At 43.4% G+C, this 20,983-nt stretch carries 20 protein-coding genes; 15 read left to right on the top strand and 5 right to left on the bottom strand.

Annotated elements, in window-relative coordinates; all coding sequences use genetic code 11:
• The first annotated feature begins 6 nt into the window (after positions 1 to 6).
• Positions 7 to 1,512: a glutamate synthase subunit beta gene (locus OCV65_RS06380; RefSeq protein ID WP_118382665.1), complete on the top strand. Its 1,506-nt coding sequence runs from the start codon at positions 7 to 9 to the stop codon at positions 1,510 to 1,512.
• A gap of 187 nt (positions 1,513 to 1,699) precedes the next feature.
• Positions 1,700 to 3,445, top strand: a complete 1,746-nt coding sequence (locus OCV65_RS06375; protein ID WP_262581367.1) for an ammonium transporter — start codon at positions 1,700 to 1,702, stop codon at positions 3,443 to 3,445.
• A 91-nt stretch (positions 3,446 to 3,536) separates the two neighbouring features.
• On the opposite strand, the gene OCV65_RS06370 is transcribed toward OCV65_RS06375, so the two are convergent.
• The 3 genes from OCV65_RS06370 to OCV65_RS06360 form a co-directional block, all read right to left on the bottom strand.
• Complete coding sequence (locus OCV65_RS06370; protein WP_262581366.1) at positions 3,537 to 5,795, bottom strand: excinuclease ABC subunit UvrA; 2,259 nt, start codon at positions 5,793 to 5,795, stop codon at positions 3,537 to 3,539.
• Positions 5,796 to 5,922: 127 nt separating this feature from the next.
• On the bottom strand, positions 5,923 to 6,453 hold the full coding sequence (locus tag OCV65_RS06365; RefSeq protein WP_262581365.1) for an ECF transporter S component: 531 nt from the start codon (positions 6,451 to 6,453) through the stop codon (positions 5,923 to 5,925).
• A 15-nt stretch (positions 6,454 to 6,468) separates the two neighbouring features.
• Positions 6,469 to 6,744, bottom strand: a complete 276-nt coding sequence (locus tag OCV65_RS06360; protein WP_262581364.1) for a hypothetical protein — start codon at positions 6,742 to 6,744, stop codon at positions 6,469 to 6,471.
• Between the two features lie 131 nt (positions 6,745 to 6,875).
• On the opposite strand from OCV65_RS06360, the gene OCV65_RS06355 reads away from it, so the two are divergent.
• From OCV65_RS06355 to OCV65_RS06330, 6 genes are read left to right on the top strand one after another with little or no spacing between them, the layout of a single operon-like run.
• On the top strand, positions 6,876 to 7,652 hold the full coding sequence (locus OCV65_RS06355) for a helix-turn-helix domain containing protein (protein ID WP_262581363.1): 777 nt from the start codon (positions 6,876 to 6,878) through the stop codon (positions 7,650 to 7,652).
• A gap of 6 nt (positions 7,653 to 7,658) precedes the next feature.
• A complete protein-coding gene (gene add / locus OCV65_RS06350) occupies positions 7,659 to 8,651 on the top strand; it encodes an adenosine deaminase (protein WP_262581362.1) in 993 nt (330 codons plus the stop codon).
• 54 nt (positions 8,652 to 8,705) lie between these two features.
• Entirely contained in the window at positions 8,706 to 9,572 is an 867-nt protein-coding gene (locus tag OCV65_RS06345; protein ID WP_262581361.1) for a hypothetical protein, read from the top strand.
• Positions 9,520 to 9,861 (top strand): hypothetical protein, encoded by a 342-nt coding sequence (locus OCV65_RS06340; protein WP_262581360.1) that lies wholly within the window; start codon positions 9,520 to 9,522, stop codon positions 9,859 to 9,861. Before OCV65_RS06345 ends, OCV65_RS06340 begins: the two co-directional genes overlap by 53 nt.
• A complete protein-coding gene (locus tag OCV65_RS06335; RefSeq protein ID WP_118452606.1) occupies positions 9,848 to 10,588 on the top strand; it encodes an alpha/beta hydrolase in 741 nt (246 codons plus the stop codon). The genes OCV65_RS06340 and OCV65_RS06335 overlap by 14 nt, the downstream gene beginning before the upstream one ends.
• Positions 10,572 to 11,177 (top strand): class I SAM-dependent methyltransferase, encoded by a 606-nt coding sequence (locus tag OCV65_RS06330; RefSeq protein WP_330421749.1) that lies wholly within the window; start codon positions 10,572 to 10,574, stop codon positions 11,175 to 11,177. The genes OCV65_RS06335 and OCV65_RS06330 overlap by 17 nt, the downstream gene beginning before the upstream one ends.
• Positions 11,178 to 11,457: 280 nt before the next feature.
• Here OCV65_RS06330 and OCV65_RS06325 read toward each other — a convergent pair whose 3' ends face one another.
• Positions 11,458 to 12,237 (bottom strand): DUF134 domain-containing protein, encoded by a 780-nt coding sequence (locus tag OCV65_RS06325; protein WP_262581359.1) that lies wholly within the window; start codon positions 12,235 to 12,237, stop codon positions 11,458 to 11,460.
• Between the two features lie 117 nt (positions 12,238 to 12,354).
• Positions 12,355 to 13,239, bottom strand: coding sequence for a LysR substrate-binding domain-containing protein (locus tag OCV65_RS06320; RefSeq protein WP_262581358.1), 885 nt, complete (start codon positions 13,237 to 13,239; stop codon positions 12,355 to 12,357).
• A 133-nt stretch (positions 13,240 to 13,372) separates the two neighbouring features.
• On the opposite strand from OCV65_RS06320, the gene OCV65_RS06315 reads away from it, so the two are divergent.
• From OCV65_RS06315 to nadE, 7 genes are all read left to right on the top strand, one after another.
• Positions 13,373 to 14,410, top strand: coding sequence for a YeiH family protein (locus OCV65_RS06315; protein ID WP_262581455.1), 1,038 nt, complete (start codon positions 13,373 to 13,375; stop codon positions 14,408 to 14,410).
• A 129-nt stretch (positions 14,411 to 14,539) separates the two neighbouring features.
• Positions 14,540 to 15,835, top strand: a complete 1,296-nt coding sequence (locus OCV65_RS06310; RefSeq protein WP_262581357.1) for a 2-hydroxyacyl-CoA dehydratase subunit D — start codon at positions 14,540 to 14,542, stop codon at positions 15,833 to 15,835.
• Positions 15,816 to 17,513: an acyl-CoA dehydratase activase gene (locus OCV65_RS06305; protein ID WP_262581356.1), complete on the top strand. Its 1,698-nt coding sequence runs from the start codon at positions 15,816 to 15,818 to the stop codon at positions 17,511 to 17,513. Before OCV65_RS06310 ends, OCV65_RS06305 begins: the two co-directional genes overlap by 20 nt.
• Positions 17,514 to 17,529: 16 nt before the next feature.
• Positions 17,530 to 18,390 (top strand): TrmH family RNA methyltransferase, encoded by an 861-nt coding sequence (locus tag OCV65_RS06300; protein ID WP_262581355.1) that lies wholly within the window; start codon positions 17,530 to 17,532, stop codon positions 18,388 to 18,390.
• 34 nt (positions 18,391 to 18,424) lie between these two features.
• Complete coding sequence (locus OCV65_RS06295; RefSeq protein ID WP_262581354.1) at positions 18,425 to 19,258, top strand: C39 family peptidase; 834 nt, start codon at positions 18,425 to 18,427, stop codon at positions 19,256 to 19,258.
• A 51-nt stretch (positions 19,259 to 19,309) separates the two neighbouring features.
• Positions 19,310 to 20,011: a hypothetical protein gene (locus OCV65_RS06290; RefSeq protein ID WP_262581353.1), complete on the top strand. Its 702-nt coding sequence runs from the start codon at positions 19,310 to 19,312 to the stop codon at positions 20,009 to 20,011.
• Positions 20,012 to 20,126: 115 nt separating this feature from the next.
• A complete protein-coding gene (gene nadE / locus OCV65_RS06285; protein WP_262581352.1) occupies positions 20,127 to 20,903 on the top strand; it encodes an NAD(+) synthase in 777 nt (258 codons plus the stop codon).
• Positions 20,904 to 20,983 lie beyond the last annotated feature (80 nt).

The raw sequence follows: 20,983 nt of genomic DNA, 5'->3' as shown, positions 1-20,983 counted from the left end.
TGAACCATGGGAAAAGCAACAGGATTTTTAGATTATGAGAGACAGGATAAAAAGGCAGAAGCACCAAAGGAAAGGATCAGCCATTTCCGGGAGTTCCATAAGCCATTGACGGAAGAAGAACAGAAAAAACAGGGAGCCCGATGTATGGATTGTGGAGTACCGTTTTGCCAGGCGGGTATGATGATCGCCGGAATGGCAAGTGGATGTCCGTTAAATAATCTGGTGCCGGAATGGAATGATCTGGTCTATCATGGCAACTGGCAGCTTGCCTATGACCGACTTCATAAGACGAATAACTTTCCGGAATTTACGTCCAGAGTCTGCCCGGCACTCTGTGAGAAGGCATGTACCTGCAATCTAAATGGAGATCCGGTGGCAACGCGTTCTAATGAATACTCAATCATAGAACGGGCGTATGCTGAAGGATATGCTGCTCCGAAGCCGCCAAAGACGCGTACTGGCAAGAAAGTGGCTGTCATAGGTTCCGGTCCGTCCGGACTTGCGGCAGCAGATCAGCTGAATAAGCGGGGACATTTGGTCACCGTATATGAAAGAGAAGATAAAGCAGGCGGTCTGCTGCGCTATGGGATTCCGAATATGAAGCTGGAGAAGCATATCATCGACCGGAAGATTGCAGTCATGGAGCAGGAAGGCGTAACCTTTGTCTATAACTGTAATGTGGGAAAGGATAAGAAAGCGGCAGAGCTTTTGAAGGAATATGACCGTGTTATCCTTGCCTGCGGAGCCAAGAATCCACGTGACATCAAAGTACCGGGAAGAGACGCGAAAGGGATTTATTTTGCTGTAGATTTCCTGACTTCCACTACGAAGGCACTCTGGGCAGATCCGGAAAAGGGAAAAGAGGCAAAAGCATCTTTATTGAAAGCAGGAAGCTGTATTTCTGCCAAAGGCAAGAGAGTTATGATCATCGGAGGCGGTGATACGGGAAATGACTGTTGTGGTACTGCGATGCGTCATGGAGCCAAATCTGTCCTTCAACTGGAAATGATGCCGAAAGCACCGGAAGAACGTCTGCCATCCAATCCATGGCCGGAATGGCCTAAGATTCTGAAGACGGATTATGGTCAGGAAGAAGTGGCAGCAGTATTTGGTAAGGATCCTCGTGTCTATCAGACTACGGTAAAGGAGTTTATCAAGGATAAAAACGGAAATGTATGCAAGGCTGTTCTGGTGAAACTGGAAAGCAAAGTGGACGAGAAGAGTGGGCGCAGAATGATGGCTGAAGTAGCAGGCAGTGAATATGAAGTGGCAGTAGATCTGGTGCTGATCGCAGCAGGATTCTTAGGCTGTGAGGAGTATGTTACCAAGGCATTCGGCGTAGAGCGAAATGCCCGCACGAATGTACAGACGGAGCCGGGGGCATATGCGACAAGCGTGAAAAATGTCTACACAGCTGGCGATATGCATCGCGGACAGTCTCTGGTTGTATGGGCAATCCGTGAAGGAAGAGATGCTGCCAGAGCAGTAGATTACAGTTTACTTGGCTATTAATTAGCGTATTTTTACAAAATTATGAAATGTAATGCATAAAAATCTCTGTATTCAACAAAAAGCACAAAGTTAATTGACAAATAAAAATGCAAATGCTATTATGCATACATCGAACGAAGGCGTTATAGATTAATTTCTATAGCGCCTTTTTTCTTGTTATTTTTAGGAATCTAAAGGAGGAAGTATTATGACAGACGAGATATTGAGCGTAATCAACGGGCAGGTATACGGTGTCTGGTTCCTGATCGGAGCGGCACTGGTATTCTGGATGCAGGCTGGATTTGCAATGGTGGAGGCTGGATTTACCAGAGCAAAGAATACCGGTAATATTATCATGAAGAACCTGATGGACTTCTGTATCGGTACCTGTACATTTATCCTGATTGGTTTCAGCCTGTTACTTGGAGAGGATATGATCGGGCTGATCGGAAAACCGGGATTTGATATTTTCACATCGTATGCTAATTTTGACTGGTCCAATTTCGTGTTTAACTTAGTGTTCTGTGCGACCACAGCAACTATCGTGTCAGGAGCTATGGCAGAGCGAACCAAATTCTTATCCTACTGTATTTATTCAGCAGTAATCTCAGCATTCATCTATCCGGTGGAAGCACACTGGATCTGGGGAGGTGGCTGGCTTGCACAGATGGGATTTCATGATTTTGCAGGTTCCTGTGCAATCCATATGGTCGGTGGTATTTCAGCTCTTATTGGAGCAAAAATGCTTGGACCTAGAATTGGTAAATTCACGAAAGATAAAAAGGGAAACATTACAAAAGTCAATGCATTTCCGGGACACAACCTGGCACTTGGAGCACTTGGAGTATTTATCCTGTGGCTTGGTTGGTACGGATTCAATGGAGCAGCGGCTACATCGGTAGAACAACTGGGTTCCATTTTCCTGACAACAACAGTAGCTCCAGCAGTAGCAACTGTTGTATGTATGATCTTTACATGGATTAAATATGGTAAGCCGGATGTGTCCATGAGTCTGAACGCATCACTTGCCGGTCTGGTAGCGATCACAGCACCATGTGATGTAACTGATTGTTTTGGAGCAATCATAATCGGAGCTGTCGCAGGTCTGCTAGTAGTATTTGGTGTATGGCTTCTGGATTATGTACTTCGTATTGATGATCCGGTTGGAGCCGTTGCAGTTCATTGTATGAACGGTATCTGGGGTACAATTGCAACAGGACTTTTTGCAACAACATCGGCGCCTGGTAACGATACACTGACAGGACTGTTTTACGGTGGAGGCTTTACACTTCTTGGGAAACAGCTTCTGGGAATGTTTTCAGTTATCGCATGGACGGTAGTAACTATCACGATTACATTTATGATTATCAAAGCAACTGTAGGACTTCGTGTCAGTGAGGAAGAGGAGATTGAAGGTCTGGATTCCTGTGAACATGGTCTGGCATCTGCATATGCAGGCTTCAGTCTGATGGACGTATCAGGATCTATGATCATGGAAGAAAATGAAAATACACAGCTTGGCGTATCAGAATATGAAGCAGCATCCGAAGTACAGAAGAATGCAGCCGTTAAGGTGGTACGTCAGCCGGCAATGGATACAGGTATGTATAAGGTTGTTATTCTGGCGAAGCTGTCACGTTATGATAAATTGAGAAAGGCGATGAATGCAGTTGGTGTTACCGGAATGACTGTAACACAGGTTATGGGATGCGGTATCCAGAAAGGAAGCGGCGAGCGTTATCGTGGAGCAGAAGTAGATGCAACACTTCTTCCAAAGGTAAAAGTTGAAGTAGTTATTGGTAATCTTCCGGTAGATACTGTTGTAGAGGCGGCCAGAGAGGCACTGTACACAGGTCATATCGGAGATGGCAAGATATTCGTATACAGTGTAGATAAGATTATTAAGATCCGTACAGGAGAAGAAGATCTGGCTGCACTTAAGGACGTAGAATAGATATTCTTATATCTTTTCTAATTGCATATTATAAAGAAATTGGAATCTGTGAATGCAGGTTCCAATTTCTTTTATAAAAGTATAACAGAATTTACAAACTGTCTTTTAAATATTCACGTGTCACACTGCGGGAAGATTCTAACATTTCTTTTGGTGTTCCTGCAAAGAGAAGTTTGCCGCCTGCCAGACCACCTTCAGGTCCAAGCTCTACAATATAGTCAGCATCCTTTATAATATCAAGACTGTGTTCGATAATAAACAGCGTATTGCCCTGATCCGTCATCTTATTGAAGAGTTCCATAAGCCGTCTGATATCATCCAGATGCAGTCCGTCTGTCGGTTCATCCAGAATGAATATCTGTCCCCGCTCATCCAGCTTGCTCGCCAGCTTGATACGTTGCAGTTCTCCGCCGGAAAGAGTTGACATTGACTGATTCAGATGTAGATATCCAAGACCAACCTGTGCCAGTGTATCCAGTTTGCTTACAAAATTGACATTTTCAAAAAATTTGATTGCCTGACGTACTGTCATATCCATAACTTCAGCAATGTTTTTTCCTTTATATTGATATTTAAGCACTTCCTCAGAATATCTGGTTCCATGGCATATCTCACAAACCGTCTCGATAGAATCCATATATGCCATTTCTGATATAATTACACCTTTTCCCTGACATGCAGGGCAGGCGCCTTTGGAATTGAAGCTGAAATATGCCTTTGCAACATGATTTGCCTTTGCAAACAGGGTTCTGATCTCATCTGCAATATCCAGATATGTAGCCGGAGTTGACCTCAAATTGATTCCTATATCCTTCTGTCGGATTGAAACAACCTCGCCTGGATATTGGCTGGTAAAATATTCCATCAGTGAACTTTTCCCGGAGCCGGCCACACCGGCAATGACTGTCATAACGCCAAGCGGAAGCTTCACATTTACATTTTTCAGATTATGAAGATTTGCATGTTCAACTTGATACCAGCCTGTCGGCTTTCTGTATTCCATTTTTATCGGAGTTTTTGCTCGCAACATACGTCCTGTCACTGTATCTGACTCCAGGAGCCCCTTATAATTGCCCTGGTACATAATCTGTCCGCCATTGATACCTGCTTCCGGTCCCATATCCACAATATGATCCGCCAGTGCAATAACTTCTCGGTGATGTTCTACAATCATAACGGTATTGCCGTGTTCTTTTAATTTGATCAGAGAATTTTTAAGCTTTTGGATATCTCTCGCATGTAATCCTACACTTGGCTCATCCAGTACATACATCATATCTGTAAGTGGTGAATTGATATACCTGGCAATTTTAATTCGTTGTGCTTCGCCGCCTGAAAGTGTATCAGTTCCCCGGCTAAGCGAAAGATACCCCAGTCCAATCTCTGTCAGCGCGTTCATCCGTTTTAAAAGCTCAGATTTGATATCGCGTGCCAGCGGATCATCAATCTGATGTATAAATTTTGCTGCATCAGGAATTGGCATATCGGAAACTTCACAGATATTTTTGCCATTGATCAGGCAACTGCGGATTTTGGCATTCAGTCTGGTTCCGTTGCAGTCCGGACAGGTAAATGTGTGAACGATACGATCCAGTTCCTTTTTGTGAAGCTGACCTTCCTTGGATCGGATGATACTGCGGTACATACGTGGATAAATACCTTCATATTTCGCAGTTTTTGGCCAGTTGGCCGGTGGATTTTTAAGACGGATCTGTGGAGAATAGAGAAACAGATCCATTTCTTCTTTTGAATAATCCTTTATTTTCTTGTTCAGATCAAACAAGCCGCTGTAAGCATATCGTTTCCATCTCCAGGCACCTGTTGTAAATGCCGGCCATTTGATAACACCTTCATCATTTAAACATTTATCAAAATCTACTAACTTATGGATATCCAACTCTGTTACGACGCCAAGACCTTCACAGCGTTCACATTTTCCACTGGGATGATTGAATGAAAAACTATCCGAATATCCGACAAAAGGTTTTCCGACACGTGAAAAAAGCAGACGCAGCAAGGCATAAATGTCGGTATAAGTGCCGACTGTAGACCGTGAATTTGCTACCGGCTTTTTCTGATCGATCACAATAGTGACCGGAAGATTTTCCATGCGTTCTACTTCCGGACGACCATATTTCGGCAAAAACTGCTGCACAAAACTTGGAAATGTTACATTCAGTTCTCTTCTTGATTCTGCCGCGATCGTATCAAGACAAAGGGAAGACTTACCCGATCCGGATACACCGGTAAAGACGGTAATCTTTTTCTTTGGAATTTTTAATGAGACATGTTTCAGGTTATTTTCTGTTGCATTGACAATATTTATAAAATTCTGTTCGTTGTTGTCCATTTACCTGCTCCTTTTGATCAGTATAGCTTAAAAGAAGCACACGTTACAGGTGAATATTCATACTGCAATCGTGTGCTTCCTTATTATACACTTATTTTATATCTGCGTTAAGATACTTTAAACAAATCTACTGTGCCTTTGCCGGCGAAGCCATCTGATTGATATCAGGAATGGCAATCAGGATTGGATACAGGATGATAGAAATCACCAGTCCACCAACGCCCTGAATAATGTTAGCCGGAATACTTGCTGCAGCAGATGCGCCGTACAGGAAATATTCACAAATGAAGTATCCACCGGCTACCAGCACGATATCAATTACGCCGCCAATCAGAACAGCAATGTACTTTTTCTTCTTATCTGTAGCCATTTTCTGGTAAACAAGTCCTGCAAACAGTGCGATCAGCCCTTTTACTGCGAATGTAATCGGAACATATACAAAATATCCACCAAGCAGGTCAGCCATAGCAGATCCGATACCGGCTGCAAGAAGTCCCCATACAGGTCCAAGTACTACACCAGAGAGGATTACAATTGCATCACCTGGGTGAATATATCCGTTTGTTCCGGGAGTAGGGATACGGATTGACATTGTAGCCACACAAGCCAATGCGGCAAATAAAGCTGCCATTACGATTTTCTTCAAGTTTGTATTCATAGTCTCTTCCTTCTTTCATGTTCTTATCTCTTTGTTAGACCATACTTTACTACTTGAGTGGATTGTGATAAAGAGCCAATTATTATAAAAATGACCAGTCCAGTTCTGTTCAAAGCATTCTGCTTTCAAAAGATCTGCAAAGTGAATGCCGTTCCAGTCTCCTTCAGGCAGTATTTCTTTTGGGAAAAATGTATATGCGATGGAGGAGAGCACCAGACTGTCCACCTGACAGAATGGGCGTTCATCAAAGGTATCTAAGGATGTTCTGGTGTAACCAAGTATACTTTTCATAAGATATCCCTCCGTTTCATTCTTAGCGTATGTAACATTTTACTTTTCAATTATTATAGCATGGATTAAAATGTTGTTAAGATGAAAGAAAGAATCCGGGATAAAATCGGATATTGTAGAAAATAAATGATATGAGTACAGATAGAATAGAGTATGGTATTTATTCACAGATCGCATCCGGTGAAGGAATCCGTGCCAGAGATATAGCAAAGAAACTGCATATTGACCGTAAAACAGTGAATCATTATCTTTATCGATCGCCCTACATGCGGGATCTTTGCTACCAGGACAAGGACTATAGATGGCATGCGTTAATCCGTCAGGGACGTCCTCATCTTGGACTTGTGGATTACAGCGGATATTATGGAACGGTAAAAGAATTTCTGGAGCTTACTGAAGATGAATGGTTTGAAATGCTGCTTGCGGGATGCAAAAGGATCGGACGGAATCTCAATGACACCAGAGGCTTGTTTCATTCGTTTCGGGATGCCAGAGAAGTCATGTGTAGTTTATTTGCGGATCTGGATACTATGGGAGCAGACAAAGAAGAATATGAAACATGGGAGATCGTATTTGAACTGAGAATCCGTAGATCCAGATATATTCGCATTTATGCAGATGTGTTAGTGGTCACGGATTGCTATGTATTCTCGTTGGAATTCAAAATGAAAGACAAGATTGATCCGGACGAACTCAGTCAGGCAGCAAAGTACAGTCCGTATCTGGAAGTGATCTTCGGACCGGAATACGAGGTGATTCCGGTGCTTGTGCTGACAAGAGCCGAAGATCTGTATCGATATGAGAAGTTTGGCGGAACGACGGCAGAAGAGCCGGTGTGTTCAGGCGATATGCTGTTTAATGTGCTGGATGAATATCAGGGGATTATGAAAGAAAGTGATGAGAGGTGATTAATTATGACGAGAGACGAATTAGTTGCATTACCGAAAGTGGAACTTCACTGCCATTTAGACGGTTCGCTGAGTAGGAACTTTATCGAAAAGAGACTTGGCAGAAAGGTATCACAGGAAGAACTGAGCGTATCGGATGACTGCCGGAGTCTCAACGAGTATCTGGAGAAATTCGACATTCCGGGACAATGTCTGATGGATGAGGAAGGTCTTCGGGAAGCAGGATATGATGTGCTTCGCAGTATGTATCAGGAAAATGTGTGTTATGCGGAAGTACGTTTTGCACCATTGTTGTCCGAGACCTCGGACATGGATTGCAGGAAGGTGATCGAAGCGGTCATTGCCGGTATGAATAAAGGAAAGCAGGACTTTGGTGTAGAATATGGGATTATCACCTGTGCCATGCGTCATCACAGCGCAGAGGAGAATCTGCGGATGCTCCAAATTACCAGAGAATACCTGGGTGACGGTGTTTGTGCAGCAGATTTGGCCGGGGCAGAGGCACTGTATCCTATGTCTGAATTTATGAATGTATTTGAGACTGTGAAGAAACTTGGTATGCCATTTACGCTTCACGCAGGCGAGTGTGGAAATGTTCAGAACATCATTGACTCGGTAGAAGCAGGAGCTGGGCGTATTGGTCATGGTATTGCCATGCGTGGACATCGGGAGCTTCAGTCTGAGTTGGCGAAGAAAGGTATTGGTATCGAAATGTGTCCAATCAGCAACCTCCAGACGAAAGCGGTGCAGGGCACCGCGGAGTATCCGCTTCGAGAGTTCTTGGATGCAGGGCTGAAAGTGAGTATTAATACCGATAACCGGACGGTCAGCAATACCAGTCTCGCAAAAGAACTAGAATTTGTGCAAAAAACGTATGGCGTGAGTGATGAAGAGATTCGAAAAATGATGCAGAATGCGGTGGAGACAGCATTTGCAAGGGATGATGTGAAAGAGAGATTGCGGAAGAAGATGGATATAAAACTGGAATCATTACGATGATTGATTAACCCGTGGATCATGTTCAGGGGATGAAGAGGAATGAGAGGGAACACAATGAGTGATGAGAAGAAAGGGAAAGTATTTCTCATATCTATGACAGTGATAATCGTGCTGTTGTTTTTGTCACAGGGTGCTTATCCAAAGTATAAAGCAGGGAAGTATGAGGAAGAACAAAAAAAGATAGCCGCTGAACAGAAAAAAGTAGATGCCAAAGCGGAAGATTATATAGAAGAATATGCGTCACAGTTACAGGATAAGATGCGTTTGGCAGGTGTGGATGATCTTATAGTTACTTACGATGACTTGACAGATGATATTTTTAAGAAGTATACCAGCAGTGAGGAAGTAAATTATACATATTATTATGCAGTATCTTATAGTAGCGAAAGTATTGATCAGATTTATGCGGAAGACACACAAGACGGAAGTTATGAATCATTTATCCGGCTGATGGAGAATGAACAGAATGTGATGAACGAAGGGCATGCACCGGGAGACCATAATCATGACATAGAGTACGGAGATCAGACAATTACCGTATATATTGGCAATGCAGATCGCAGTAGTGCAATTAATATCAAAGGACATCAGGGAACAGAATACTGTCTGGATACCAGCAACGGGCAGTCAAAACTTTTAGTTGGTGGCGTGACAGTTAATACTGTGCAGGAAGAAGAAGAGCCTGAGACTGCAGAAAGTTCAAGTAATACAGCTACTGCAGGTGGCAGACTTGGTGGCGATTCTTTTGATACATCAACTTCAAGTGGTAATGCTTCCACCAGAAGAACAGATCCTTATGATGTATACGATTATGATGATCCAGATGATTTTGCAGAGGAGTGGGCAGAGGAATTTGGAGATGGAGACTATGATGATGGATATGACGATGCGTATGATTACTGGGAAGATGCATGGTATTGATAATAAGGAAATGAAGGGATATAGATATATGAAAAGAAAAATGAATTTTAGACAAATCCTGGCTTTGGTATGTGCCATTATAATACCAGTACTTTATATAATCACCATTATATTGTTAATTGCAGGCAATCCATATGGTCAGCTTTTCTTAGCAATATCTTTTGGGGTAACATTTTTCCTTATCCCAATCATGTATCTGGTGACAAAGCTACCAAAGGATATGGCAGAAATTTATGGCAATGTATCAGATGCTTTAAAGAAAGATGAAGATAAGAATGGTGGCAAGTAATGATTGTTTCAGTAGAAAAGATATAGAGATGACAGAGACTTTTGTAGATGGAATACAACTGCATATAGCAGAGCACGGGCATGGAGGTCCGGTTATTTTCTGGGGGATGTATCCACATCAGGAGCATGAAGTGGAACATTTATGGGAAGAGCTGTTAGAAATAGTATCGGAGAATGACTTTCTGCTTGTGGCATTTCAGGTGGAAGACTGGAACCGGGATTTTTCACCTTGGGAAGCACCAGCAGCATTTGGAACAGAAAGATTTGCCGGACAAGGCAGGAATACTCTGAGATGGCTAACAGAGGAATGTATTCCATATATTGAAAAAACATATGATGTGAAAGATCGCGAATATTGGCTGACGGGATATTCTCTTGCCGGCTTATTTGCGTTATGGGCAGCATATGAATGTGATATGTTTTCAGGAATCGTATGCTGTTCGGGTTCTATGTGGTTCAAAGATTGGGCTGTTTATGTGAGAGAACATAAGCTTCAACATAAATGTAGAGTGTACCTGAGCCTTGGTGGAAAAGAGGAGAAGACAAAGAATAAAGTGATGGCAACGGTGGGAGAACGTACCAGAGAACAGGAAAGGATACTACGGGCGGATCCATTGGCAGAGCAGGTGATTCTGGAATGGAATGCGGGAGGTCATTTTGCGGATTCGGGAAAGAGGCTTGCCAAAGGAATTCGATGGCTGTTAATGAATAATGATGAAAGAAGATAAGAACGAGACAAGATGGGATAAGTTATTGCATATTCGGACAATGGGACGGGATGACTCTAATGCGGACAGGTATCGATATCCTTATGAACCGACTCCATATTCGGTACTGGAGCGTCTGGCGAATGCCGGATATATGCGAAAAGGAAATACGTTGCTTGATTATGGATGCGGTAAAGGGCGTGTGGATTTTTTTCTGTCTTATCAGACGAGATGTGCATCTATCGGAATTGAATATGATGAACGGATATATGAAAAGGCAGCGGAGAATCATACGTTAGCAGTGTCTTCAGGCAGGGTGACATTTGAATTAGCGAATGCGGAATATTATCAGGTGCCAGAGTCGGTAGACTGTGCTTACTTTTTCAATCCATTTTCAGTAGAGATACTTCAGAAAGTCATTGCACGGATCCTGGAGTCATATTATGCATGTCCAAGATCCATGCAGTTATTTTTCTATTATCCATCAGATGAGTATATCGCATACCTGATGACAGTAGACGAGTTGTCATTTGTAGATGAAATCGATTGTCGTGATCTTTTTCCTGGGGATGATCCGAGGGAGCGGATTGTGGTATTTGAAATCTTATAAAAAACAAAGGGTATGGCGCTAACCATACCCTACTCTGGCAAGCCAGAGAGACCTCGTCGGTCAAATTATTATTTTTTTTAGCTTCGTCAGCTAAAAACACTTGAAAACAAGTGTGTAAAACAATGATGATTTATTTACATTATACACATTTATGTGAATATGTCTAGACGTAAAAATGAACAAAAAAGCAGTTTTTGAAAACTATTTAAACTATATTTGATTATTTAGGTTGCTGCGCTTCGTCGCGACGCCTTTTTTTATGATATCGGATCCAAGACGCTTAGTGGTTACCGGAACAGCCGTGTTTGTCTTCGCCACAGTGATGCTCGCCGCAGGAATGGTCATGGCTGTGGTGAGAACATTGCACATTAGGATTATAGTTCAGTCCGTCTGCAAGATATGCATTGACTGCTTCGTCAGCAGAGCCAGACACACCACCATATAATTTGATTCCTGCTTCAGCGAGTGCAGCCTGTGCACCGCCACCGATACCTCCGCAGATCAGGATATCAACCTGTGCCTGTGTCAGAAATCCGGATAATGCACCATGTCCCTGACCGTTGGTAGATACAATCTGTGTTCCTGTAATCTGTCCATTTTCAATATCGTACAATTTGAATGTTTCGGTGTGTCCGAAATGTTGGAAAATCATACCATTTTCATAAGTTGCTGCAATTCTCATAGTTCCGTTCTCCTTTTTTTCAATGATTGATGTTGCGACGGAATCGTACGCTGATGTGCATCGAGTGAAGCAATGTGAAGACATATCACCCTGGCACAGGCGATAATGTCCGCCGGATATCAGCAGAGTTTTTCCGTGAATCAGACTGTCTGCGATTTTGTATCGGGCAGATTCATAGATTTCTGTAACGGTTGTACGAGAGATTTCCATTTGTTTTGCACATTTTTCATGTGTAAAATGTTCCAGGTCAATCAGGCGTATAGCTTCAAACTCATCCAGGGTCAGGCAGATTGTACCATCGGAAGGGAATCCTTCGGGTCTGAAACTGTCGTATACAGGTTCCGAACATATTTTTCTACATTTGCTTGGTCGTGCCATATCAGTCCTCCAAAATATTTCCGTCATATGTCGAAAATAGTATAACTTATATAGGATAGAAATACAAGTCACTATGAAAAAATGAGTGACTATATATTTTCCTTATATACTTTTCTATCAGCTTTCCAGTAATTCTTTGCAGATGCTTATGTACCGATCTGTGTAAATGCTTCCTTTTTCCCAGATAAAATCAAAATCATGCTGCATTTTAAAATCGGATAACTGTATTTCCTTTAAAACATGATTCTGCAGTTCATCGATGACCGCTATTTTATACATAAAGGAAATACCACAGTCTTTTTTCAGGAGACCGATAATGGTGTGCATGTTTTCGACTTCGGTAAAATGAATAAAGTCAGAGATTTTCAGACCGCGTGCCAGCAGATTCTCTTCCAGGATATTTCTGGTACCGGAGCCATTTTCCCGAACCAGCAGACGCTCTGGCAGAAGATTACGGACGGAAGAAGGAGTGTCCTGGATAAAATGATGGTCGGCTGAGCAGACAGCAATGTAGTCCTCTGTGCTGTAATTCATGTGACCGTAGTGTTCTTTGGGATAGTTGCCTTCTACAATGGCCAGACTGATTTGTCCTTCATCCAGAAGCTTTAACAGTTGGGCAGTATTACCATAGTGAAGGTGGATATTAACATCCGGATGTCGGTTGAGAAAAGCAGCCAGTTTATCTACAATTGCATATTCTCCAATGGTCATGGTAGCGCCGATAGAAAGCGATTCAATGCCCACAATATGATCTTTCAGTTCTTTTATGACTGCTTTTTCATCATTCTTCATAGTCATAAGATGTTTTCTGAGAATCTCACCGGATCTGGTGAGAAAGAGCTGTTTATTACGATATTCGAACAACGTGGTGTCATACTGTTTTTCCAGATAATGGATGTGCTGGGAGACGGCTGGTTGTGTAATGTGCAGTTCTTTTGCTGCAAGAGTGAAGTTCATGGTCTTACATACGGTAAGAAATGTATCTGTTCGGTAATCTAACATAAGAAACCTCATATATTCTAACAATAAAAATATTTTATGCATCGATAGAATTATATAATTTTAAATTATCAATGTCCAGTGATATAATCCTAGTGTTGAAAAATGAAGTCAAAAATGAAATGAGGTATTTATGATGGAATCAATAAAGAAAAAACTGCCGGGCATATTAATCTGCTTTATCATAGCAGTACCGTCCTGGCTTCTCGGTAAGACATTTCCGATCATTGGCGGTCCTGTGATTGCGATTCTCGCTGGCATGCTGATTACGATGGTATGGAAAAATAAGGGAAATGCAGAGACTGGTATTAAATGGACGTCTAAGATTATTCTCCAGACAGCGGTTGTACTGCTTGGATTTGGAATGAATCTGGGAGTCATTCTCCAGACCGGTAAACAGTCACTGCCGATTATTGTGTGTACGATCAGTACATCCCTGATCATTGCGTGGATTCTTCGCAAGGTTATCCATGTGCCGTCCAATACATCGATTCTGGTAGGCGTGGGATCGTCTATTTGTGGCGGATCTGCAATTGCGGCAACGGCACCGGTCATTGATGCGGATGATAATGAAGTGGCACAGGCGATATCTGTTATCTTCTTCTTTAATGTGCTCGCAGCGATATTTTTCCCAATATTAGGAAAAGTCATCGGTTTCGATACTACATCGGGAGGAGCATTTGGAATCTTTGCCGGAACCGCGATCAACGATACATCTTCCGTAACAGCAGCTGCATCTACCTGGGACAGTATGTGGAATCTTGGAAGTGAGACACTGAATAAAGCAGTAACCGTAAAGCTTACCCGTACTCTTGCGATTATTCCGATTACTCTGGGATTATCTGCAATCAGGGCAAAGCAGGCAGCAAAAGATAATCAGAAGACAAATGGATTCAGCTTAAAAAGAGCATTTCCAATGTTTATCTTATACTTTGTGATTGCAGCAATCATCACAACTATATGTATCCATATGGGTGTGAGTGCGGATGTATTTGCACCACTGAAAGAGCTGTCCAAGTTCCTGATCATTATGGCAATGGCAGCAATTGGGCTTAACAGTAATGTGGTTGAGCTGATTAAGACCGGTGGTAAGCCGATCATTCTTGGAGCATCCTGCTGGGCAGGCATTACCGTTGTAAGTCTGATCATGCAGCATGTAATGGGAATCTGGTAGATAAAATTAAGAGAGAGTCGTGGCGAAAGCCGCGGCTTTTTCTGTATAAGTAGATGTTTACATTTTTCTCGAAATTGCTATAATAAGCTATGTTTGCTTGAAATATAAGACAGAAAAGAAGGAATAAGAATGGATATTATAAAGAACTTTGGAGATAAAGTAGGGAGCGAAGCCCTGACAGATCCGGAGAAGGCACGCAGACTTCTTCTGACAGGATATCGCCTGCAGGAAAAAAGATTACGCTTCTTTCCGGATAAAGAGTTACCATCGTCTGGTCAGTACGTAGCAAGAGTTGTCATGCGTAATATTATCCAGGCGCTTGCAAAGCCTGAAAATGCAGCAATGGTAAGTATCTTTGTGCCGGGAGAATTGCTGACGGCAGCAGGACTGACGCCGTATTCGGTAGAGGCGTTGTCATGCTTCATAGCAGGAACCAGATGTGAGCAGGCATTCTTGCGAAGAACAGAGGAAGAAGGCTTCCCAGAGACCATGTGCTCTTATCACAGAGTTTTTCTGGGAGCTGCCCTGACCGGTCTTGTGCCGACACCAAAGTGCACTATTTATACCAACCTTGCCTGCGATGGCAATATGATGACATTTCCTTATCTGAAACAGAAGAACGAATTACCTGGATTCTATATAGATGTACCATATGAAAAAAATCAGGCTTCTGTGAAATACGTAGCGGATCAGCTGCGGGATATGAAGAAATTTCTGGAAGACGTGAGCGGAAGGAAGATCTCCGAGGAGGCGGTGCAGCAGGCAGTTGCTAACAGTAAAAAGGCAGCTGCAAATTATCAGAGACAGCTGGCATTGCGTAAAGATCATGATCCGGTGACCTCTCTGACAAATGAATTGTATGCTATCTTTATGTGCCATTTATTATCTGGCTCAGAGGCCTCTGTGAAATACACGGAAATGTTATTGGAAGATGTAAGAAAAGCCCCAAAAGGAGAAGGACTTCATGTGCTCTGGATGCATATCATGCCATTCCTTCAGGAGCCTGTAAAGGAAGTATTTAACTATAGTAAGAAGATGCATATCAGCGCCTGTGATTTTGTGGCAGACGGATTTCGGGAGATGCATGCGGAGGATCCTTATGAAGCCATGGCAGAAAAAATGGTTTATTGCATTTACAATGGTGATGTGAGTCAGAGAATCCAGATGGCGGAACGACTTGCCAAAGAGACAGAAGCTGACGGCGGAATCCTGTTTGCACATTGGGGATGTAAAGGAACCATCGGCGCATCCAGTCTGATCAAAACATCTCTGGAGTCAGTTGGACTTCCGACTATGATCCTGGACGGAGATGGATGTAACCCTGCTAATACCAGTGACGGGCAGGTATCTACGAGACTTCAGGCCTTTGTGGAAATGTTAGAAGAAGGTAAGGAGGAGAAAAAGCATGATACATTACGTCTGTAAATATACTCCGATCGAACTTTTTAAGGGATTTGGAGAAGAATGTGCAGTCCTGGAAGAAATGCCGGAGAATTTTGAAATGTCGGACCAGATCGCACATGCGAATCTGTGTGGATTTGGTAAATCTGTGATACAGGCGGTATTGGAAGGAAAAGCAGATCAGTTAGTGCTGGTCAATTGCTGCGATTCCATGCGCCGTGTGTACGACATTGTGGCAAGTACCGGTAAATGCAAATTCTTATACATGCTGGATCTTCCACATGAAGATAACGAATGCGAAAAGGTCAAATTTGCCGGAGCAATCCGCCGTTTGAAGGAAGCATATGAAGCATATTCCAGACAGCAGTTTGATAAAGAGCGTTTCATTAGATCATTTACCGAATCAGAGAAAGAGAGAAAACCCTATATCGGCGTATTGGGTGTGCGTGTCAGTGGTGTGCTGGAAGACATGATACAGGACAACATCCAGATGAAGGTTGACAACCTGACCTGTACAGGAGGTCGTAGACTGGCCGTGCTGCCGGAAGAGATGGAGATTATGGATGAAGATGCCATGTTTCTTGCATATGCGGATGCACTTCTGGCACAGATGCCATGTTTCCGAATGAATAACAGCACCAGAAGAAACCAGCTGTATCTGGATCCGGATCTGAAAGGAATCATTTACCACACGATTAAATTCTGTGATTATTATGGATTCGAATATGCGAGCATTAAGAAAAATATCAAGGTTCCGCTTCTTAAGATAGAAACCGATTTCACGAGTCAGAGCGCAGGACAGCTGCTGACCAGAATTCAGGCATTTTCAGAAACAATCGAAGGATCGGAAGATATGGATCCGGAAAAAGGAATCAGCGAGGAGGCAAGAAAGAAGATGGAATCAGGAGTTTATTATGTAGCAGGAATCGACAGCGGTTCCACCAGCACCGATGTGGTGATTCTTGATCAGAATGGTAAGATTAAATCAACGATGATCATTCCAACCGGTGGCGGAGCAATGATGAGTGCAGAAAAGAGTCTCGCGGCAGCAGTAGAAAAAGTCGGAATACAGGAAGAAGATATCGTGCGGATCGTAACGACCGGATACGGACGCGCTTATATCGACAGTGGAGATGACAGCATTACGGAGATCACCTGCCACGCAAAGGGGGCACATTATCTAAATCCGAATGTGCGGACGATCATTGACATCGGCGGTCAGGACATCAAAGCAATCAGTATTGACGAGCATGGTGCGGTAACGAATTTCCTGATGAATGACAAATGTGCGGCAGGAACAGGGCGCTTTCTGGAAATGATGGCAAGAACGCTGGGACTTTCATTAGAAGAAATGAGCACCAAAGGTCTGGAATGGAAAGAAAATATCGTAATTTCCAGCATGTGTACTGTATTTGCAGAGTCAGAAGTGGTATCATTAGTAGCACAGAATAAAAATGTGGCAGATATTATCCATGGGTTAAATGTATCCGTTGCGTCCAAGGTAGGTGCACTCGCAGCCCGTCTTGGAAAGAAGAATCCGGGAGAATATATGATGACCGGCGGTGTGGCAAAGAATCAGGGCATCATCAACGCTTTAGAGGAAAAACTTGGTGCAAAACTCTATATCTGCGATGAGGCACAGCTCTGCGGTGCACTGGGAGCAGCATTATTTGCCTATGAGAAATGTACCGCCGGAGAATAGACTTTTGGAGTAAATTATGCTAAATATAATAGAAATCAAAGATTTTAACGCGCCGGAGCTTGATGTGTATGCAAGACTCACGGAAGCGCAGCTCCTGAATAAAGATCACCCGGAAGATGGGATGTTCATTGCAGAAAGCCCGAAGGTAATCGGCAGGGCACTGGATGCAGGCTATACACCTGTGTCAGTGCTGGTGGAGCGAAGACAATTGGAAGAAAATGACGAAACCAGACAGGTTCTTAGAAGATATGAGAACACAGATATTCCAATCTATACAGCAGATTTTGATGTGCTTGCGAAGCTCACGGGATTCAAACTGACCCGCGGAATGCTTTGCGCAATGTACCGCAGACCACTTCAGAATTATCTGGAACTGTGTGCGGGTAAGAGCCGGATCGCCATTCTGGAAAATGTCATGAATCCGACCAATGTGGGAGCCATTTTCCGGTCAGCGGCAGCCCTCCATATGGAAGCAGTTTTGTTGACACCAGGGTGCAGTGATCCACTTTATCGGAGAGCGTCCAGAGTCAGCATGGGAACGGTATTTCAGGTTCCGTGGACATCCATTCAGGATGATAATGAGATTAGGTGTCAGCGGGAAATACTCTGGCCTAAGCAGGCAATTACTGAATTAAAACAGATGGGCTATAAGACAGCGGCACTTGCGCTGACAGATGATTCGGTCAGCATCGATGATCCGAACCTGATGCAGGAAGAGAAGCTTGCGGTGATCCTGGGCACAGAGGGGGATGGCTTGATGAAGGAGACCATGGAGCTCTGCGATTATACGGTTAAGATTCCGATGGCGCATGGAGTGGATTCTTTGAATGTGGCAGCAGCCAGTGCGGTAGCATTCTGGCAGCTGGGAAAGAGATAGCATATGCAGGAGAAACGATAGAGGTGAGTAGTTCATGAAGATAAAAAACCACCAGAAAAGAAATGAGAGAAAAAGAAAAATCGCAATTCTGATGCTGGTGATTGTGGCTTCCGTTATCAGTCTGGCTTTGTGGCAAAATCAACAGAATAAGGCACAGGAAGCGGCAAAGAAAGTGGAAGAAGCGAAGGACAAGTCTAAGAAAGATAAGTCTGATAAAAAAGATACATTTGACCGGGAGAAGCTGGCAGCAGCCGGCTGTCCGGAGACTTTGCTGGATCTTGCAGAGCGCAATCCGGAGACCATCGATTTTGTCAAAGGCTATCTTGATTATGACAGCGCTTCTGTTAACAGAGACATTTCCGCAGAGGTTCAGCAGGGCACGATTCCGCTGTTCCTGCAATGGGATAAGCGCTGGGGATACGAACAGTATGGCGATAATTTTATGGCGGTCACAGGCTGTGGCCCTACCTGCCTGTCTATGGTTTACAGTGGTCTGACAGGAAAGACAGATATGAATCCCTATGAGGTCGCAAAAAGAGCGGATGCAGAAGGTTATTATGTGAATGGAGAAGGCTCGTTGTGGACGATCATGGAGACATTTGCCGGCGAACTGGGACTTCACTCGGAATCCATCATGCTGGATGAAAATACGATAAAAGCGGAACTTGCTGCAGGTAAGCCGATCATTTGTGTCGTCGGGCCTGGGACATTTACCGATAATGGACATTTTATGGTGCTGACAGGTGTATCGCAGGACGGTAAGATACTGTTGCATGATCCTAACAGCAAAGCAAATAGTAACAAAGAATGGGATTATGCAGAACTGGCATCACAGATACAGGCATTGTGGGCGTATAGCGTGGGCTGATCCATGTGCCGGAAAATAATAGAGAGAATCGAACATGAAGGAAAATAGAACATGACATATTATGACAGAGAAGACCAGTTTCTGCGCCAGCGTCTGCAGAAAGAGATCCCAATCCTTACCGCGTTGATCAAGAATCTATATGGAGAATTGGATAAAAAGTTCCATCTGAACGGAGCAAAAGTGCCGGTGACATTTGGATTTGATACGGACAGTCTGGGCTCCTATACCAGACGGAGCGCCCATGAAAAGGAACATTTTCATTTTTCACTTCTTTTTATTGCATATGGAGTCAAGAATCCACTGTCCAAAGAAGACCGTATAGATCTGTTCAAACACGAGTATGCACACTATATGCAGTACAATATGCAGATACCCGAACAGTATAAATGGCAGACAGGAACGCACGGAAGTGCATGGAAATATTGCTGCTCACTTGTAGGCGCTGCGCCGACGCCTTATTACAAAGCCGGGGAAGCACTGATGAACCACGATTATGATAAAGTATTGAAGAACCGGATCCACGACAAATCCGTGCCGATCCGTGATACGTATCGGCGTCTGCAGACTGCACAGAAGCAGAAGGATGAGGTTGTTCAGTATAAGCTTGGGGATACCGTTACACATCCAAAATTCGGTAACGGTGTGGTAGAAAAGATCAACCAGAGACCCGGCGGTGTACATCTGCATATCCGTTTTGACGGCGAAGTGAAATGTATCGACCAGAAATGGCTGTCGAGAAAGAAATATACGTAAATATACAGACGGTATCCTGCAGATAGAAAATAGGAAATGCATGCGGAAATATATTAGAAATTCTGGTATAATTGATTCAGATGACAATGAGAGGTTTAAGAAAGGAACTACGAAAATGCTTAAAAATCCTGAACAGACAAAAAATGAAATTGTAGAATGGATAAGAGATTATTTCAAGAAAAACGGTCCAGACTGTGATGCCGTTGTTGGTGTGTCCGGCGGAAAAGACTCCAGCGTGGTTGCAGCGCTTCTGGCAGAGGCACTTGGAAAAGACCGTGTAGTCGGCGTTATGATGCCAAATGGAGTACAGAGTGACATCAGTGATTCACAAGAGATTGTATCTCTATTAGGTATAAAAAATGTAACTGTTAATATCAAGGACGGCGCAGATGGATTATCAGGTGCGGTAAACAGAGCACTTGCAGAAAGTGACACCGTTCATACGAATGAACTTTCCCGGGATTCCATGATCAATATGCCGCCACGTCTCAGAATGAGCACACTTTACGCAATCGCTCAGGCACTTCCAAATGGTGGGCGTGTGGTAAATACCTGTAACCGTTCCGAAGATTATATCGGATATTCTACCAAATACGGCGATGCTGCCGGGGACTTCAGCCCACTCGCTAATCTGCTCGTACACGAAGTTATCCAGATCGGTGAAGTACTTGGAATCCCAGAGAGACTGACCAAGAAAGCACCGTCTGACGGACTCAGCGGAATGACCGATGAGGACAAGATCGGATTCACATACGCTACACTGGATCATTACGTACTGACCGGTGAGTGCGAAGACGAAGAGATAAAGAAGAAGATTGACCGGATGCATGCGATTAACCTGCATAAACTGCAGTTAATGCCGACATTTAAGCTGGATATAATGGTCTCATAAATTAAGACACTTTTTCGGACAGTTTTTAATGAATCTGATATACTTAAACCAGTATGAAAGAAAGGATCCATTATCATGTC

The sequence above is a fragment of the Dorea ammoniilytica genome (assembly GCF_025567415.1).
GTDB lineage: Bacteria > Bacillota > Clostridia > Lachnospirales > Lachnospiraceae > Claveliimonas > Claveliimonas ammoniilytica.
The sequence above is the reverse complement of the archived record's forward strand: the minus strand, read 5'-3'. Positions and strand labels throughout refer to the sequence as shown.

Coding starts and splice junctions, on each gene's coding strand:
- OCV65_RS06300 (WP_262581355.1), top strand. CDS start 17,530: ATGCTAAATATAATAGAAATCAAAGATTTTAACGCGCCGGAGCTTGAT.
- OCV65_RS06360 (WP_262581364.1), bottom strand. CDS start 6,744: ATGAAAAGTATACTTGGTTACACCAGAACATCCTTAGATACCTTTGAT.
- OCV65_RS06320 (WP_262581358.1), bottom strand. CDS start 13,239: ATGTTAGATTACCGAACAGATACATTTCTTACCGTATGTAAGACCATG.
- OCV65_RS06380 (WP_118382665.1), top strand. CDS start 7: ATGGGAAAAGCAACAGGATTTTTAGATTATGAGAGACAGGATAAAAAG.
- OCV65_RS06340 (WP_262581360.1), top strand. CDS start 9,520: ATGATGATGGATATGACGATGCGTATGATTACTGGGAAGATGCATGGT.
- OCV65_RS06290 (WP_262581353.1), top strand. CDS start 19,310: ATGACATATTATGACAGAGAAGACCAGTTTCTGCGCCAGCGTCTGCAG.
- OCV65_RS06330 (WP_330421749.1), top strand. CDS start 10,572: ATGATGAAAGAAGATAAGAACGAGACAAGATGGGATAAGTTATTGCAT.
- OCV65_RS06370 (WP_262581366.1), bottom strand. CDS start 5,795: ATGGACAACAACGAACAGAATTTTATAAATATTGTCAATGCAACAGAA.
- OCV65_RS06335 (WP_118452606.1), top strand. CDS start 9,848: ATGGTGGCAAGTAATGATTGTTTCAGTAGAAAAGATATAGAGATGACA.
- nadE (WP_262581352.1), top strand. CDS start 20,127: ATGCTTAAAAATCCTGAACAGACAAAAAATGAAATTGTAGAATGGATA.
- OCV65_RS06375 (WP_262581367.1), top strand. CDS start 1,700: ATGACAGACGAGATATTGAGCGTAATCAACGGGCAGGTATACGGTGTC.
- OCV65_RS06365 (WP_262581365.1), bottom strand. CDS start 6,453: ATGAATACAAACTTGAAGAAAATCGTAATGGCAGCTTTATTTGCCGCA.
- OCV65_RS06305 (WP_262581356.1), top strand. CDS start 15,816: ATGATACATTACGTCTGTAAATATACTCCGATCGAACTTTTTAAGGGA.
- add (WP_262581362.1), top strand. CDS start 7,659: ATGACGAGAGACGAATTAGTTGCATTACCGAAAGTGGAACTTCACTGC.
- OCV65_RS06310 (WP_262581357.1), top strand. CDS start 14,540: ATGGATATTATAAAGAACTTTGGAGATAAAGTAGGGAGCGAAGCCCTG.
- OCV65_RS06325 (WP_262581359.1), bottom strand. CDS start 12,237: ATGGCACGACCAAGCAAATGTAGAAAAATATGTTCGGAACCTGTATAC.
- OCV65_RS06355 (WP_262581363.1), top strand. CDS start 6,876: ATGAGTACAGATAGAATAGAGTATGGTATTTATTCACAGATCGCATCC.
- OCV65_RS06345 (WP_262581361.1), top strand. CDS start 8,706: ATGAGTGATGAGAAGAAAGGGAAAGTATTTCTCATATCTATGACAGTG.
- OCV65_RS06315 (WP_262581455.1), top strand. CDS start 13,373: ATGGAATCAATAAAGAAAAAACTGCCGGGCATATTAATCTGCTTTATC.
- OCV65_RS06295 (WP_262581354.1), top strand. CDS start 18,425: ATGAAGATAAAAAACCACCAGAAAAGAAATGAGAGAAAAAGAAAAATC.